Raw genomic sequence first — 14,851 nt, forward strand, 5'->3', positions numbered from 1 at the left:
TCAGTCCTCCTTCTTCCGCTGGGACAAGGCGATGGCGCCGATCAGCGCGGCCAGCAGGAGAACCGACAGGACTTCGAACGGAAGCACCCAGGTCTTGAAGATCTGCGTCCCCACGGCTTGCGCGGACCCGTCCGTCACGGGCTTGATCTTCTCGTTGCCAAAGGCAAGTACTACGCCGGTGCCGAGGATCAGCGCGAGCACGACCGCGACGACGGCCGCGAACGGGCTGCGGCCGGTCGTCAGGTTGGGCAGCGGATTGGTCGGTGCTTTGGTGAGCATCAGCGCGAACAGCACGAGTACGACGATGGCTCCGACGTACACCAGGATCTGCACCAGCGCGACGAACTCGGCATGCAGGGCGCCGAAGCAGCCCGCGACCGCACCGAGCGCGACGACCAGCCAGAGCGCGGCGTGCACTATCCGCCGGGAGGTGACGACGATGACGGCGGCGATGAGGGCGACGACTCCCGCAACGCTGAAGAGAGCTGTTGTCACGCCTCGCCCTCCGGCGCCGGGGTGACGGTGGGGGCGGGCTCGATCGGCTCCGGTGCCGGGGTGACGGTCGGGCCCGGGTCGATCGGCTGCGGTGCGGGGACCGTCCACATCCAGTCGCGGAGTCGGTCCTTCTCGTGGGTCAGGTTACGCAGGTCGGTCTCGGCGTACTCGAACTCCGGCGACCAGAACAGCGCGTCGAACGGGCAGGCCTCGATGCAGATCCCGCAGTACATGCACAGGCTGAAGTCGATCGCGAACCGGTCCAGCACGTTCCGGCTGCGCTCGCGGGCCTGCTCACCGACCGACGGCGCGGTCTCGGTGTGCGAGTCGATGTAGATGCACCAGCTCGGGCACTCGCGGGCGCACAGCATGCAGGAGGTGCAGTTCTCCTCCATCAGCGCGATCACACCACGACTGCGCGGCGGCAACTCCGGCAGGACATCCGGATACTGCTCGGTGACGGACCGACGGGCCAGCGTCTTCGCAGTGACCTTCAGCCCCTCGACCAGCCCCTTACCAGGCAGCCCCATGATCCACCTCCCGTCGTCTTAGCAGGACACTAGCGTCCCATGCCCCGATAGCCCACGTATCACCCGCGCGCTGCGCGGGCGCGCTGAGGAGCGGAGCGACGAGGATAGCGGTCGCGTAGCACGCGGGTGCTATACCAGGCGGCCCCGGAGGAAGGCTTGTTCGGACTTGTTGCTGGTTAGGGAGAGGGCGCGTTGGTACGCCGTCTGGGCCTCGGTGATGCGGCCTAGTTGGGTCAGGAGATCGGCTCGGATGGCGTGGAAGAGGTAGTAGGTGTCGAGGGGGAGGGCGTCGACGAGGGTGAGGGCCGCGGCGGGGCCTTCTAGTTCGGCTACGACTACGGCTCGGTTGAGGGCCACTACCGGAGTGGGCTCGACGGCGAGGAGGTGGTCGTAGAGCTGGACTATCTGGCGCCAGTCCGTGGCGGCGGCGACCTGCGCGTCGGCGTGGACGGCGTTGATGGCTGCTTGGAGTTGGTACGGGCCGGGGTGGTTGCGGCGGAGGCATTGGCGGACCAACTCCTGGCCTTCGGTGAGCAAGGCGCGATCCCACAGCGTGCGGTCCTGGTCGGGCAGGCGGATCAGGGCGCCGTCCGCGCCTACCCGAGCCGGTCGGCGGGAGTGTTGGAGAAGCATCAGCGCGAGCAGGCCGACTGCCTCGGGTTCGTCGGGCATGAGGTCGACGAGGAGGCGGCCCAGGCGGATCGCCTCGAGTGCGAGCTCGTCGCGGACCAGGGATGCGCCCGACGAGGCGGCGTACCCCTCGTTGAAGATCAGGTAGACGACGGCCAGTACGCCGCGGACGCGCTCGGGGAGATCGGCCTCGTACGGAACGCGGTACGGGATGCCCGCGGCGCGGATCTTGGACTTGGCGCGGACCAGGCGTTGCGCCATCGTCGGCTCGGGGACGAGGAAGGCGTGCGCGATCTCCGCGGTGGTGAGCCCGCCGAGCATGCGGAGCGTGAGCGCGACCCGGACGTTCAGCGCGAGGGCGGGGTGGCAGCAGGTGAAGATCAGCCGGAGCCGGTCGTCGTACACGGCGCCCACCTCCTCCGGCTCGTCCTCGGCATGCAGCAGCGCCGCCCGGGCCTGCTTGTCGGACCGCGCCGACTCGCGGCGCAGGCGGTCGATTGCACGGTTCCGGGCGGTCGTGATGATCCATCCGGCCGGGCTCGGCGGTACGCCGCTCTCCGGCCACTTCTCCACCGCCGCGGCGAACGCGTCCTGTACGGCGTCCTCGGCGATCTCCAGGTCCCCGAACACCCGGGTCAGTACGGCGACCGCCCGCCCGTGCTCGGCGCGGAAGATCGCCGCGAGGTCGGAGGTCACGACTGGAAGGGGCGGACTTCTACGGAGAGGTTGCGGAGAACCTTGGCCAGCCGGCGGGCCCAGTGCAGGGCGGCGTCGAGGTCATCGACCTGGATGACGGTGAACCCGCCCAGATGCTCCTTGCCCTCCGTGAACGGCCCGTCCGTGATCAGCACCTCGTCACCACTGGCCTTCACCACGGTCGCGGTCTCCGGCGGATGCAGCCCCGCCGCGAACACCCAGACGCCCGCAGCCTGCATCTCCTCGTTCAGCGCCTGCAACTCACGCATGATCGGGTCCAGCACCTCCGGCTCGGGGATCACGCCGTCAGGCTGGTAGATGCTGAGCAGGTACTGGTTCATGACAACCTCCAAGTCAGTCTGTACCACCTACACGAACGCAATCACCCCACATCGACAGGCAACAGCACGGTAATTTCCAGGCCGCCGCCGGTGCGGGGTACGGCGGTGACCGTGCCGCCGTGGGCCTCGGCGACCGAGCGGACGATCGACAAGCCCAGCCCTGCACCCTTCCCGCCGACCAGGCGCTCGGTGCCCAGGCGGTAGAACGGCTTGAACAGGCTCTCCACCTCGTACGGCGGGATCTCGGGCCCGGTGTTCGTCACGACGACCTGTACCTCGTCGCCGACAGTCTTGCTGATCACCCGGACCCACCGGTCGGGCCCGGATCCCAGGGCCATCACAATCGGCGGCTTCTCGCCGCCGCCCGCGTGATCGGCCTGGGGCGGCTCGATTGTGATGGCCTGGCGATCCGCATTGTGGCGGATTCCGTTCTCGACCAGGTTGTGGACCAGCCGCTCGAGCAGGAGGGCGTCGCCTCGGGTCGGCGCGTCGCCGGGGCCGCCGATGAGCTCCACCCCAGCGGTCGTGGCCTCCGCCGCCAACTGACTGGAAACGTGGGTGACCACGTCGCTCAGGTTCACCGGGTAGACCGTCGTGAGCTGTTTCTCCGAGTCCGCGAGGATCAGTAGCCCTTCGATCAGCTGTTCGTGCCGGGCGTTGATCGTCAACAGGCTCTCGCCCAGTTCCTTCACGTCGGCAGACGCAGTACGTCGATGCATCGCGACCTCGACCAAGGCCCGACCGAGCGTCAACGGCGTACGCAGCTCATGCGACGCGTTGGCGACGAACCGCCGCTGACCGTCGAACGAATGGTCCAGCCGCTCGACCATGGTGTCGAACGCATCGGCCAGGTTCTTCACCTCGTCATCGGGACCCTGCAAAGCAATCCGCTCGTGCAGAGCGGCAGGTGCCACAGCAATCCGGCGAGCGGTGTCGGTGACCCGATGCAGCGGCGCCAGCACTCGTCCGGCCACCAACCACCCGAACCCCGCGGCCAGCCCACCCACCAGGACAAGCGCGACGCTCCCCTGGGTGAGCAACGACTTGATCGCGGCCTGCCGAACCTGCTCGCGCTGCTCGTTCATCACCCGTTCCGCGTCTGAACCCGTCAGCAGCGCACCGTCCTTGTTCAGTACGTACGCCTGGTCAGGTGGCGGCGGACTGGTGGTCGCCGACGGACTCAGATAAGTCCCCTTCACGATCACCTGGTACTTCTGCCCGAGGTTCGCGGTGAACAACGCGTACGTCACCCCGAGGAGCACCACGCCGGCGACCATGAACAGACCGCCGTACAGCAGCGTCAGCCGGCCCCGCAGGGTCAGCCGCCTCATGGGATGCGGTACCCAACGCCGGTGACGGTCTCGACCAGTCCCGGCTCGCCCAGCTTCCGGCGCAGCTTGAGGATCGTCAGCCGCACCGCCCCGGTGAACGGGTCCACGTGCTCGTCCCATGCTTTCTCCAGCAGTTGTTCGGCCGACACGGTCGCGCCGTCGGCTCGCAGCAGTTCCGCGAGTACGGCGAACTCCTTCTTCGACAACGGCACGTACCGGCCGTCGCGGAACACCTCATGCCGCGCCGGGTCGAGGACCACCCCGGCACGCCCCAGTACGGGCGGATCGGCCGGACGACTCCGCCGCCCCAAGGCAAGCACCCGGGCAGCCAGCTCGGCGAACGCGAACGGCTTGGTCAGGTAGTCGTCCGCGCCGAGGCCGAGCCCCGCCACCCGGTCGGTGACCGCAGCGGCGGCCGTCAGCATCAGCACCCGGGTGTCCGACCCGGACTGCACCAGCTGGCGGCACACGTCGTCGCCGTGCACGACCGGGATGTCGCGGTCCAGCACGAGTACGTCGTACGCGTTCACTGACAGCCGTTCGAGCGCAGCGCCGCCGTCGCCGGCCACGTCGACGGCATGTGAGTCGTCGCGCAACCACTCCGCGATCGCTGCCGCCAGCAACGGCTCGTCCTCGACCACCAGAACCCGCACGCGACCCATCATCCCCGACGGCCCCGCTTCCCCGGTGTTTCCGGACTCGGAAACGGTCGCGAAACGGCGGACGGCGAAAGGTCTCCGGAAACGAGAGGAGCACCAATGCGCAAGATCACCCTGGCCACCACCGTGCTGGCGGCCGCCGTTCTCATCACCGGTTGCGGCGCGGACAAGCCCGACGCCCAGGTCGCCTCCGGCTCCGGCACCCAGCAGTCCACCGCACCGACGAGTGCGCCGGCCAGCCTCAGCCAGGACGAGATGGCGGTCAAGTTCACCCAGTGCCTGCGGGAAAACGGTCTGAACGTCCCGGACCCGGAGCCCGGAAAAGGCCCGCTGCTCCGGTTCGACAAGAACTCCGGTGTCACCCAGGAGCAGGTCCAGAAGGCGATGGAGGCGTGCCGCGAGTACGACCCGCAGCCGCAGGGCAGCGCCAACCCGCAACAGGCGGAAAACGGCCGCAAGTACGCCGAATGCATGCGGAAGAACGGTGTCGAGAAGTTTCCGGACCCGAAGCCGGACCAGCGCGGCATCATGATCGGCCCGGGCGTCGCCGACGACCCCGACTTCCAGAAGGCGCAGGGCGCCTGCCAGAGCATCCTGGCGGCAGGCTGATGCGTAAAGCACTGACGGCTGTGGTCGTCCTGGCCGCTGGGGGTGCTGCCAGCGCGTTCCTGGTGAACCGGGGCGACACCAGCCAGGCAACGAACCAGACCGCGCGGGCCGTGCCGGTCAACACCACCAAGGTCACGCAGCAGACCTTGAAGGACACCGAGACCCAGGACGGCCAGCTCGGCTTCGGTACGACGTCCTCCGCGGTCAGCCGGATCGCCGGCACCGTCACCGCCGTACCCGACAGCGGGCAGGAGCTGCAGCGCGGGAGCACCGTCTACAGCATCGACAACAAGCCGACCACGTTGCTGTACGGCGCACTCCCGGCGTACCGCCGGCTCGCGATCGGGGCCGAGGGCACCGACGTGCTGCAGCTCGAGCAGAACCTGAAGGCGATGGGGTACACCGGTTTCACCGTGGACGACGAGTACACCGATGCCACGGCCGAAGCGGTGGAGGAGTGGCAGGACGATCTCGGTCTCGACGAGACCGGCGTCGTCGAACTCGGCAGCGTGCTGTTCGCACCCGGTCATATCCGCGTCGACAGCGTGCAGGGTCAGGAGGGCGCACCGCTCGGTCCGAACCAGCCGGTGCTGGCCTACACCGGCACCACTCGTGCCGTGACGGTCCAGGTCGACGCGGCGGACCAGCGGCTGGCCACGCTCAACGCAGCCGTCACGGTCGAGCTACCGGACGGCAAGACCGTCCCGGGCCGGATCCAGAAGGTGTCGACGGTGATCATCCCGGCGGACAGCCCGGACAAGGATCCGGAGACCAAGGTCCAGGTGATCGTTGCCATCGTCAACCAAAAGGCCGTGGCCGCCTGGTCGTCCGCGGCCACCGACGTCACCTTCACCGCCTCGGAACGCAAGAACGTGCTGACCGTCCCGGTTGCGGCGCTGGTCGCGCTCCGCGAAGGCGGCTTCGGCGTCGAGGTCACGGACGGTACGGCGTCGCACTACGTGCCCGTGAAGACCGGCCTGTTCGCGAGCGGCCAGGTCGAGGTCAGCGGCACCGGAATCAAGGCCGGAACGACGGTGGGGATCCCGAAGTGATCGAGCTGAGCGACGTGACCAAGGTGTATCCGGGCGGGGTGAACGCGCTCGGTGGTGTCAGTCTGCGGATCGATCCCGGCGAGCTGGTCGCGATCGTCGGCCCGTCCGGCTCGGGCAAGTCCACGATGCTCAATGTGCTCGGCACACTGGACCGCCCGACCTCCGGCACGGTCCGGATCGACCGGTACGACGTGGCGCGGCTGTCCGACGCCGGGCTGTCGGCGTTGCGAGCGACCCGGATCGGGTTCGTCTTCCAGCAGTTCCATCTCGCATCGGGCGTCCGCGCAATCGACAACGTCGCCGACGGATTGCTCTACTCCGGTCTGCGATTGTCGGTACGCCGCAAGCGCGCCGCGGCCGCCCTGGAACGGGTCGGGCTCGGGCACCGGCTGGATCACGAGCCGCACGAGCTGTCCGGTGGCGAGCGTCAACGTGTCGCCGTCGCGCGAGCGGTCGCCGGCGAACCCACCGTACTGCTGGCCGACGAACCGACCGGGGCGCTCGACTCCGCGTCCGGCGCCGGCGTGATGGAGCTACTGCGCGACCTGCACGCCGCCGGTACTACGGTCGTCGTCATCACCCACGACCGCGACATCGCCGCCTCCCTCCCCCGCCAGCTCCGCATGCGAGATGGCCTGATCATCGAGGAGGTACACGCATGAGAGGCGAGCTCAAGCCGGCATCCCTCAAGCTCGGGGATGTTGTTCGAGTCGGGGCCGTCGGCCTGCGGACCCGGCCTGCACGGGCGTTCTTGTCGGCGTTGGGGATTGCGATCGGGATTGCTGCCATGGTTTCCGTCGTCGGCATCTCGTCATCGTCGCGGGCGGAGCTCGACGGGCAGCTCGATGCCCTAGGCACCAACCTGTTGACGGTTGCCCCAGGCACCCGGTTGACCGGCGAGCAGGCCCAGCTGCCGCTCACCGCGGAAGCGATGGTCCGCCGGATCGCGCCGGTCCGCGCCGAGTCCGCGGTCGGCAGGGTCGACGACGCCTCCGTGTACCGCACCAACAAGATCCCGGACGTCGAGACCAACGGAATCATCGCGTACGCCGCCCGGACCAACCTGCTCGACACCATCGGCGGAGAAGTCCGCAGCGGCAAATGGATCGACGCGGCAACTGGCTCGTTCCCTGCCACCGTGCTCGGCTCCAGCGCCGCCGACCGGCTCGGGATCACCAGGGCCGGCCCGGACACCCAGGTGCTGATCGGCAACACCTGGTTCACCGTGCTCGGCATCCTCGAACCGGCGGCCCTCGCGCCCGAGCTGGACAGCGCCGCCCTCATGGGCTGGCCGGCCGCGAGCCGGCTCTCGTTCGACGGCCATCCGACCACGATCTACACGAGGTCGGACGACGCCCAGGTACCGGCGGTCCGATCGGTGCTCGGGGCAACGGCCAACCCGGAGGCGCCGAACGAGGTCGAGGTGTCGCGCCCGTCCGACGCGCTCGCCGCGAAACAGGCCGCGGGGCAGGCGTTCACCGGTCTGCTCCTCGGGCTGGGCGCGGTCGCGCTGCTGGTCGGCGGGGTCGGCGTCGCCAACATCATGGTGATCTCGGTGCTCGAACGCCGCGCGGAGATCGGTCTGCGCCGGTCCCTCGGGGCGACTCGCGGTCAGATCCGCACCCAGTTCCTGACCGAGTCGCTGCTGCTCTCCGCGTTAGGAGGCGTCGGCGGCGCGATCCTCGGATCCGCGGTCACGGCCGCGTACGCGTCGTACCAGAGCTGGCTGACCGTCATCCCGGTCTGGGCGCTGGCCGGCGGCGTCATCGCCACGCTGGCGATCGGCGCCCTCGCCGGCCTCTACCCCGCTGTACGCGCCTCGCGGCTGTCGCCGACCGAAGCGCTCGCAACGCCTTAGAAGACGACGACGCCGATGCCGGTGAGTGCGAGCTGTGCGAGCGCCACCGGCACCAGGCCCTGCCAGGCGAGCTTCTGCAGTTGGTCGGCGCGCATCCGGGGGAACGACACGCGCACCCAGATCACCACGAGCGAGACGATCGCGACCTTCAGAACGGTCCAGATCCAGCCGATCGACTCCGGCCCGGGCCCGCTCCAGCCGCCGAGGAACAGCACCGTTGTCAGACCCGCGAGCACGACGATTCCGGCGTACTCGGCGAGCAGGAACATCGCGAACCGCAGCCCGGTGTACTCCGTGTACGGCCCGAAGATCACCTCGGAGTCGGCGACCGGCATGTCGAACGGCGGGCGCTGCAGCTCGGCCAGGCCGGCGATGAAGAACACCACCATGCCGGGCAACTGCCACAGCAGCCACCACGGGTTCCACGCGTGCGCGATGCCGGTCAGGCTGAGCGAACCAGCGGCGACCGCGACGCTCGCCGCCGACAGCACGAACGGCAGCTCGTAGCTCATCAGCTGCGCCGCGACCCGGAGCCCGCCGAGCAGGCTGTACTTGTTGCCGCTGCCCCAGCCCGCCATCAGCGATCCGAGTACGCCGATGCTCATCACCGCGAGCACGAAGAACAGCCCGGAATCGAGGTCCGCGCCGACGATGCCCGGCGCCAGCGGGATCGCGGCGAGCGCGGCGAGGTACGGCAGGATCGCGACGACCGGGGCCCATTCGAAGACCCGCTTGTCCGCGGCCGCGGGGACGACGCTCTCCTTCTGGACGAACTTCACCCCGTCCGCGACCAGCTGCGCCCAGCCGTGGAACCCGCCGGCGTACATCGGGCCGAGCCGTGACTGCATGTGCGCCATCACCTTGTGCTCGGCCTGACCGACCAGCAACGGCGCCACCAGGAAGGCGACCAGGACGCCCACCACCCGCACCACGAACTCCAGCATGCCCGCCAGCCTAGTGGTTCGAGCTTGACCTCAACCAACGTTGAGGTCGAAAGGTGGTGTCATGACTACCGTTCTTGTTACTGGAGCCACCGGCCGCGTCGGCCGGCATGTCGTCGCCGGATTGCGCGCCGCGGGGGTGACCGTTCGCGCTCTCGTCCGTACGCCGGACCTCGCCGGATTCCCGCCCGATGTCGAGCTGATCCAGGGCGACATCCACGACGCCGACGCCGTACGCCGAGCCGCGGCCGACGCAGATGCAGCCTTCCTCCTCTGGCCGTCCTTCAGCGTGGACGGGGCGGAGAAGATCGTCCCATCGTTGCCTGCCCGGGTGGTGTACCTGTCTTCACTCAATGCGGCCGAGGGCGGGGTCTGGGGTGATGTCGAGCAGCTGGTGCGCGACGCGGGCAAAGCGTGGACGTTCCTGCGGCCGAGCGGATTCGCCGTCAACGCGCAGGGCTGGGCCGACGACATCCGTTCCGGCGACACGCTCCGTCTGCCGTACCCGGAGGCCGCGCGCTCGATGATCCACGAGCGCGACATCGCCGCCGTCGCCGTACTCACCTTCGTCAACCCCGGCCACGTCGGCCAGATCTATGAGCTCACCGGCCCCGAGGCGCTGACGCAGGCCGAGCAGGTCGCCACAATCGCCCACGCGGCCGGCAAGGACCTGCACGTCGTACCCCTCGCCGACGACGCCGCCCGTCAGGCCATGCTCGACCAAGGCGCCGACCCGGCCCTCGCCGCGAGCGCGGTCAGCTACTGGGCCTCACTCGTCGACAACCCCGAGCCGGTCACCACGACCGTCGCCGAACTCACCGGCCGCCCCGCGCTCACCTTCGCCGAGTGGGCCGACGAACACGCCGACGAGTTCCGCGTCCGGTCCACGGCCGAGGTCGCCCAGGGGTACGTCGACGCGCTGTCCGCCGGCCGCCTCGACCAAGCCCTCACCTTCCTGGCCCCGGATGTCGTCCGCTCCGCACCACTCGAATCCGCCACCGAACTCAAAGGCGTGGCCGCCATCCTCGAGAACACCCGCCACCTCAACACCGAGGTCGAATACCTGGCCGTCGAGACCCTCGGCCCCCTCCTCCACGACGACCACTTCGCCATCCGCTTCACCTTCGACCAACGCAACACCCGCACCGGCATCCGCTCCCGAACCACCAAACTCTCCCTCTGCACAGTCGAGTCCGGCCGCATCACCCGCGAGGAGGTCTTCTACTTCACGCCACCGCTCGACAGGTAGCGTCGCCTCTCGTCGAGTACTCCGAGGAGGATGTGGTGATTGGTGCCTGACCTGTCCGATTGGCCTGCTGACGTCGTGGGACTGCCGGAATGGATCAGCTCGGTGTTGCCGGGGAATCCAGTGGTCGAAGGACCCATCGACGTACTGCGGGTGAAGTCGTGGGGCGTCACCGCACTGTTCGAGGTCAACGGCCGGTCCGTCGTCGTCAAGCACACGTCTCCTGTCCTCTATCCGCACGCCGGCGCGATCCATCGAGCTGTGCAGCGAGCCTGTCCGCAGGCGACAGCGGACCTGCTGGCGCACGCCGACGATCCTGCGTGGCAGCGAAGTGTGTTCGCGTTCGTGTCCGGACCGACCGTGGAGCAGGCGGGGCCGGCCGCCCTCGTGGAACAGGCTCGGACGCTCGGTGAGTTGCAGAGCCGACTGGCCGACACGGACCTGAGCGGCCTGCCTCAGTACGAACTGGCTGCTGTTCCGGAGGCGCTGCTGTCGGATCTGAGCCGTTCGGGCGATGTCGAGGAGGAGTTGGTGACTGAGCTTCGCGGTCGACTTGGAGACCTCCAGCGTGGCATCGACGAGCTGAGTACGGCGGTGCCGCTGTCGCTGGATCACCCGGACATTCAGGGCACCAACGGCATCGTGCGCGACGGCGGCTCCGTCGTCGTACTCGACTGGGAGGAAGCCCGAGTCGGCTGCCCTCTGCTCTCGCTCGACCGTCTGCTCCAGGAAGGCGACGAAGCGGGCAACCCGGCCGAGGTACTGGCCGCCTACCTGAACGCCGTGCCGTGGGGCCGGCGACGCCTCGCCGAGGTCGCCCTACAACTCGCCCCACTCAAACTCGCCATCGAGGCCCGCGACTACGCCCGCACCCTCCAACTACCGCACCTCCACACCAGATACACCACAACCCTCCTCACCCGATCCCTCTCCCGCCTCCGCGGCGACCTCCAACTACCACCCACGTACGCCTGAGATCATCAGATACCCAGCAGGAGGTGGCTCCATGAACGACGTTGTCATTCGCGACGTCCCGGACGACGTGCTCGCGGTGATCGATCGCCGAGCAGCCGACTTGGGATTGTCCACGAGCGAGTACCTGCGGCGGCAACTCAGCCAGGCGGTGGGACACTCGGAGGCTGCCGCTACCCTTGCCGATCTGGAACGATTCTCGAACCTGGCCCGAGACCTGATCGACCCTGACGTCATAAACCAAGCCTGGTCTTGAGGCCGACGTACGGGTCAGCCGGCCGCTCGAGCTTTCCCTCGGTATCCGCTTCCTGCCGTCTTTGCGGAATATCTGCGCCACCATCTGCAAACTTGTTACCGCAAACGGCGTTGTCGTGGCTCACTCAAGGGTGAGGTAAGGGGAGTTGGCGCCAGCCGCCGATGTCTTGGCGGCCGGCTTTTTCGGCGGCGGTGCGGGCGCTGTGGTTGAGGGCGTGGATGGTGCCGATGAGGATGCGGGTGGGGTCGGGGAGGGCCCGGGCCAGCAGGGTGCTGAGGTGCTGGCCGTAACCGTGGCCGCGGTGTTTCTCGGCGAGGATCAGTTCCAGGACGACGTACGCCGGGAGGCCCAGCGCGTCGTCGGGCTTGATGACGGCGGCGGCGTACCCGGCCCAGTCGCCGTTCGCGGTGATGTCGAACAGGAGCCCTTCGGCCGCAGCCTCCTCGAGGTCGTCGCGGTCCTGCAGTGAGGCCTCGTCGGCGTGGTGCGGGTGCTCGGCATCCACGGCGTCGTACGCCTGTCGCGCCTCGTCGTAGTGATCAACGGTGCTCGCAGGCGTCAGGGCGAGACCAGGTGGTACGTCGTGGGGCTGCAGGTCACTGATCGGGGCGGCGAGGAAGCGGCGGTCGGGCTGGGTGCCGGGGATGTCGGGTTCGGCGCTCCAGACGCGGACGTACTGCGGGTTGTGGATGCCGTACACGTCGCGGGCGGCCGCCGCCAGCGCCGGGAGGTCGGGCGGCAACGGCGAGCGGGTCATCGGGGTCGCGTCGACGAAGGGCTTGGTCACGTCCATGCCCTCGAAGCGCAGGCTCAGCATCGCGTGCAGATCGTTGCCCACGGCAACCCAGCGGTTCAGCAGGGACTCGGCCGGCTGGCCCGGAGTCAGCCGCTCGGCCCGCTGCGCGGCGATCTCCAGGTCCTCGGCCAGCAGGATGTCGAGCGCCGCGTGCTCCTCGGCGAGGATCGCCAGCCGGCGCGCGTCGTCGACCCAGGTGCGCGTCATCGGATGCTGCCGCTCGAGCGTGTACCGCGCCAACTCATCAGCCGACGGAATCACGACGTTCCGCCCGACTCATCCACACCCCGACCGTCCCCCTCGCCACCCCCGGCCTGCTCCGGCGCCGTGGTGTCGGGTGTTTGAGATTGACGGCGGGCGCGCCGTTCTCCACCTGCGGCTCGGCGGGGGCGGGCGGGAGTTGCGGCTGCTTGGGCGGCTGCGAGTGGGTCTGGGTCGGGGGAACCGGGTGGGCGGGGGCCCCAGGTTTCGGGGTCGGGGACGCCGGATGGGAGGGTGCGGCGGCGGCTGGGGGCGCCGGCGGGGGCGTGGTCGGACTCGCCTGGTTCCTTCGCGCCCGGCCACGGCTTGGCGACTCGTGACGCGAGGACGAATTCCTTGCGGAGCGGATGGCCCTCGAACTCGTCCGGCAGCAGCAACGTGATCAGGTTCGGATGCCCGTCGAAGCCGATCCCGAACATCTCGTGCGTCTCGCGCTCATGCCAGTTCGCCCCGGCATACACCTCGGACAGCGTCGGGAGCACCGCCTTGTCCCGCGGCACCAGCGTCCGGACCAGCACGTGCTCGACGTGCAGCCCGCCCCAGAAGTCCGCGAGGTGCGACACCACCCGGAATCCGTCCGTGAGCTCGTCCGACGCACTCAGGAAATCGAAGAACGTGAAGCCGACAGCATCCCGCAGTACCTCGTGCGCAGCGACCCACGACTCCGGCGGTACGTCGATCGCGGTCGGGCCGAAGCTGTCGGACGACGTCGCGGCGATGCCGGCACTCGTCAGCGCCTCCAGTGCGTCGGCGCTCAAGGCTGCACCAGGCCGCGGGTCAGCGCCGCCGCGGACGGCTCCTCGTACCGATCGGCGAGCGCCTCGCCCGCGATCTTCTCCTGCAGCTTGAGGATCCCCTGCAGCAACGCCTCCGGCCGCGGCGGGCAGCCGGGCACGTACACATCGACCGGGATGATCTGGTCGACGCCTTTGGTCACGCAGTACGAGTCCCAGTACGGGCCGCCCGAGTTCGAGCAGGAGCCGAACGAGATCACGTACTTCGGCTCCGGCATCTGGTCGTACAGCCGCTTGATCGCCGGCGCCATCTTGTCGGTCACGGTGCCGGAAACGACCATCAGATCGGCCTGCCGCGGTCCGGGCGCGAACGGGATCACGCCGAGCCGGATGAAGTCGTGCCGCCCCATCGACGCGGCGATGAACTCGATCGCGCAGCAGGCCAGCCCGAAGTTGAACACCCAGAGCGAGTACTTACGCCCCCAGTTCAGCAGGTACCGAACCGGCTCCGGCGCAAGCTTGGCCAGCACTCCGACTGCCGGTCGCACCGTCGGCATCCCCAGCTCGGTCATGGCCTCAGCCTAGTCCGACAATCTCCTCCGCGAGGATCTCCGGGTATTCGAGTGGCGCGTAGTGCCCGGCGCCGTCGACGTACCGCACCCGGACGTCGCTGAAGAAGTCGTCCACCCGATCCGACCAGGCCCGCGGAAACAGCGGATCGAATTCCGGCCACAGGACCACGGTCGGTACGGCGATCCGGTCGTACGACGGTGGCGCTGTTTCCGCCGCGGAAACAGCGACCGATCCAGCACCCGCCCGGTACCACTGGATCGACGCCGTGAACGCGCCCGGCGCGGAATACGTTTCGACCAGGTGATCGAGCTCCGGCTCGAACCCCGGCCCGGACCAGTGCGTCCAGAAATGCCGCAGGTAGGAACGAACCGCGTCCGGTTTTCCGTCGATCAGCTCCTCGATCACCGGCAGCCGATGGAAGGCCTGGTACCAGAACTCCGTCTGTGCCTGCTCGGAGAACACCCGTTTCCCGATTCCCGGCAGCGGCGGCGCGACCACCAGGCCCTCGATCAGCTCGGGCCGCGAACGCGCGATCGCCTGCGCGACCCGGCTGCCCACGTCGTACCCGGCGAGCACCGGCCGGTCCAGCCCGAGTTCCTCGACGAGAGCCACCACGCTCCGTCCCTGCGCGGCAGCTCCGTACTGCGTGGGATCCATCGAGTGGCTGCCCGACAGGCCGAAACCACGCAGGTCCGGCACCACCACCTCGCAGCCGCGCTCCACCAGCAACGGCACGAGCCGTCTGTAGTCGGTGTGGTCCCCCGGCCAACCGTGCAGCAGCACGACGGCGGGACCTTCGCCGTCTCGTTCGTACGCCAGCCTGAACCCGTCGACCTCTGCGCTGAGCTCCATGGCATTCATTGTTGACCAC

General features: G+C 68.9%; 17 protein-coding genes and 1 pseudogene. 7 read left to right on the forward strand and 11 right to left on the reverse strand.

Annotation, left to right across the window (positions count from 1 at the left end; genetic code table 11):
- The 6 genes and pseudogenes from OHA18_RS09845 to OHA18_RS09870 all read right to left on the reverse strand — a co-directional run bounded on the left by OHA18_RS09845 (window position 1) and on the right by OHA18_RS09870 (window position 4,676).
- Entirely contained in the window at window positions 1-495 is a 495-nt protein-coding gene (locus OHA18_RS09845) for an NADH-quinone oxidoreductase subunit J family protein (protein ID WP_329003610.1), read from the reverse strand.
- Between the two features lie 179 nt (window positions 496-674).
- A pseudogene (locus OHA18_RS09850) lies at window positions 675-890 on the reverse strand (4Fe-4S binding protein); the annotation flags it as partial.
- Between the two features lie 264 nt (window positions 891-1,154).
- Window positions 1,155-2,351, reverse strand: a complete 1,197-nt coding sequence (locus OHA18_RS09855; RefSeq protein WP_329003611.1) for an RNA polymerase sigma factor — start codon at window positions 2,349-2,351, stop codon at window positions 1,155-1,157.
- Entirely contained in the window at window positions 2,348-2,692 is a 345-nt protein-coding gene (locus OHA18_RS09860) for a YciI family protein (RefSeq protein WP_329003612.1), read from the reverse strand. The genes OHA18_RS09855 and OHA18_RS09860 overlap by 4 nt, the downstream gene beginning before the upstream one ends.
- A 41-nt stretch (window positions 2,693-2,733) precedes the next feature.
- The gene (locus OHA18_RS09865; protein WP_329003613.1) at window positions 2,734-4,023 is read right to left on the reverse strand and encodes a sensor histidine kinase; all 1,290 of its coding nucleotides are present in this window, start codon (window positions 4,021-4,023) and stop codon (window positions 2,734-2,736) included.
- Window positions 4,020-4,676 (reverse strand): response regulator transcription factor, encoded by a 657-nt coding sequence (locus OHA18_RS09870; protein WP_329003614.1) that lies wholly within the window; start codon window positions 4,674-4,676, stop codon window positions 4,020-4,022. The genes OHA18_RS09865 and OHA18_RS09870 overlap by 4 nt, the downstream gene beginning before the upstream one ends.
- 105 nt (window positions 4,677-4,781) lie before the next feature.
- On the opposite strand from OHA18_RS09870, the gene OHA18_RS09875 reads away from it, so the two are divergent.
- From OHA18_RS09875 to OHA18_RS09890, 4 genes are read left to right on the forward strand one after another with little or no spacing between them, the layout of a single operon-like run.
- Window positions 4,782-5,291 carry a hypothetical protein gene (locus tag OHA18_RS09875; protein WP_329003615.1) on the forward strand — a complete coding sequence of 170 codons (510 nt, stop codon included), beginning with the start codon at window positions 4,782-4,784 and terminating at the stop codon, window positions 5,289-5,291.
- Window positions 5,291-6,343 carry a peptidoglycan-binding domain-containing protein gene (locus OHA18_RS09880; protein ID WP_329003617.1) on the forward strand — a complete coding sequence of 351 codons (1,053 nt, stop codon included), beginning with the start codon at window positions 5,291-5,293 and terminating at the stop codon, window positions 6,341-6,343. The genes OHA18_RS09875 and OHA18_RS09880 overlap by 1 nt, the downstream gene beginning before the upstream one ends.
- Window positions 6,340-7,005 (forward strand): ABC transporter ATP-binding protein, encoded by a 666-nt coding sequence (locus OHA18_RS09885; protein WP_329003618.1) that lies wholly within the window; start codon window positions 6,340-6,342, stop codon window positions 7,003-7,005. The genes OHA18_RS09880 and OHA18_RS09885 overlap by 4 nt, the downstream gene beginning before the upstream one ends.
- A complete protein-coding gene (locus OHA18_RS09890; protein ID WP_329003619.1) occupies window positions 7,002-8,201 on the forward strand; it encodes an ABC transporter permease in 1,200 nt (399 codons plus the stop codon). The genes OHA18_RS09885 and OHA18_RS09890 overlap by 4 nt, the downstream gene beginning before the upstream one ends.
- Here the strand turns inward: OHA18_RS09890 and OHA18_RS09895 are convergent.
- Window positions 8,198-9,145 carry a complex I subunit 1/NuoH family protein gene (locus OHA18_RS09895; protein WP_329003621.1) on the reverse strand — a complete coding sequence of 316 codons (948 nt, stop codon included), beginning with the start codon at window positions 9,143-9,145 and terminating at the stop codon, window positions 8,198-8,200. The two genes, OHA18_RS09890 and OHA18_RS09895, sit on opposite strands and share 4 nt — an antisense overlap.
- Window positions 9,146-9,206: 61 nt before the next feature.
- Here OHA18_RS09895 and OHA18_RS09900 point away from each other — a divergent pair, with 61 nt between their 5' ends.
- Genes OHA18_RS09900 through vapB form a run of 3 tightly spaced genes read left to right on the forward strand, consistent with a single transcriptional unit; the run spans window position 9,207 to window position 11,616 of the window.
- Entirely contained in the window at window positions 9,207-10,391 is a 1,185-nt protein-coding gene (locus tag OHA18_RS09900; protein WP_329003623.1) for an NAD(P)H-binding protein, read from the forward strand.
- Window positions 10,392-10,433: 42 nt separating this feature from the next.
- Window positions 10,434-11,363, forward strand: a complete 930-nt coding sequence (locus OHA18_RS09905; protein ID WP_329003624.1) for a phosphotransferase — start codon at window positions 10,434-10,436, stop codon at window positions 11,361-11,363.
- A 31-nt stretch (window positions 11,364-11,394) separates the two neighbouring features.
- Window positions 11,395-11,616, forward strand: coding sequence for a type II toxin-antitoxin system VapB family antitoxin (gene vapB / locus OHA18_RS09910; protein WP_329003625.1), 222 nt, complete (start codon window positions 11,395-11,397; stop codon window positions 11,614-11,616).
- Between the two features lie 124 nt (window positions 11,617-11,740).
- On the opposite strand, the gene OHA18_RS09915 is transcribed toward vapB, so the two are convergent.
- The 4 genes from OHA18_RS09915 to OHA18_RS09930 are packed head-to-tail and all read right to left on the reverse strand — an operon-like array spanning window position 11,741 to window position 14,832.
- Entirely contained in the window at window positions 11,741-12,619 is an 879-nt protein-coding gene (locus OHA18_RS09915) for a GNAT family N-acetyltransferase (protein ID WP_329003627.1), read from the reverse strand.
- Between the two features lie 50 nt (window positions 12,620-12,669).
- On the reverse strand, window positions 12,670-13,431 hold the full coding sequence (locus OHA18_RS09920) for an NADH-quinone oxidoreductase subunit C (protein ID WP_329003629.1): 762 nt from the start codon (window positions 13,429-13,431) through the stop codon (window positions 12,670-12,672).
- On the reverse strand, window positions 13,428-13,979 hold the full coding sequence (locus OHA18_RS09925) for an NADH-quinone oxidoreductase subunit B (RefSeq protein WP_329003630.1): 552 nt from the start codon (window positions 13,977-13,979) through the stop codon (window positions 13,428-13,430). The genes OHA18_RS09920 and OHA18_RS09925 overlap by 4 nt, the downstream gene beginning before the upstream one ends.
- Before the next feature lie 4 nt (window positions 13,980-13,983).
- Window positions 13,984-14,832 carry an alpha/beta fold hydrolase gene (locus OHA18_RS09930; protein ID WP_329003631.1) on the reverse strand — a complete coding sequence of 283 codons (849 nt, stop codon included), beginning with the start codon at window positions 14,830-14,832 and terminating at the stop codon, window positions 13,984-13,986.
- Window positions 14,833-14,851 lie beyond the last annotated feature (19 nt).

The organism is Kribbella sp. NBC_00709, assembly GCF_036226565.1.
GTDB lineage: Bacteria > Actinomycetota > Actinomycetes > Propionibacteriales > Kribbellaceae > Kribbella.

Excerpts from the sequence above, each read along its gene's own strand:
- vapB (WP_329003625.1), top strand. The coding sequence starts at position 11,395 with ATGAACGACGTTGTCATTCGCGACGTCCCGGACGACGTGCTCGCGGTG.
- OHA18_RS09890 (WP_329003619.1), top strand. The coding sequence starts at position 7,002 with ATGAGAGGCGAGCTCAAGCCGGCATCCCTCAAGCTCGGGGATGTTGTT.
- OHA18_RS09875 (WP_329003615.1), top strand. The coding sequence starts at position 4,782 with ATGCGCAAGATCACCCTGGCCACCACCGTGCTGGCGGCCGCCGTTCTC.
- OHA18_RS09925 (WP_329003630.1), bottom strand. The coding sequence starts at position 13,979 with ATGACCGAGCTGGGGATGCCGACGGTGCGACCGGCAGTCGGAGTGCTG.
- OHA18_RS09880 (WP_329003617.1), top strand. The coding sequence starts at position 5,291 with ATGCGTAAAGCACTGACGGCTGTGGTCGTCCTGGCCGCTGGGGGTGCT.
- OHA18_RS09930 (WP_329003631.1), bottom strand. The coding sequence starts at position 14,832 with ATGGAGCTCAGCGCAGAGGTCGACGGGTTCAGGCTGGCGTACGAACGA.
- OHA18_RS09865 (WP_329003613.1), bottom strand. The coding sequence starts at position 4,023 with ATGAGGCGGCTGACCCTGCGGGGCCGGCTGACGCTGCTGTACGGCGGT.
- OHA18_RS09915 (WP_329003627.1), bottom strand. The coding sequence starts at position 12,619 with ATGACGCGCACCTGGGTCGACGACGCGCGCCGGCTGGCGATCCTCGCC.
- OHA18_RS09900 (WP_329003623.1), top strand. The coding sequence starts at position 9,207 with ATGACTACCGTTCTTGTTACTGGAGCCACCGGCCGCGTCGGCCGGCAT.
- OHA18_RS09895 (WP_329003621.1), bottom strand. The coding sequence starts at position 9,145 with ATGCTGGAGTTCGTGGTGCGGGTGGTGGGCGTCCTGGTCGCCTTCCTG.
- OHA18_RS09860 (WP_329003612.1), bottom strand. The coding sequence starts at position 2,692 with ATGAACCAGTACCTGCTCAGCATCTACCAGCCTGACGGCGTGATCCCC.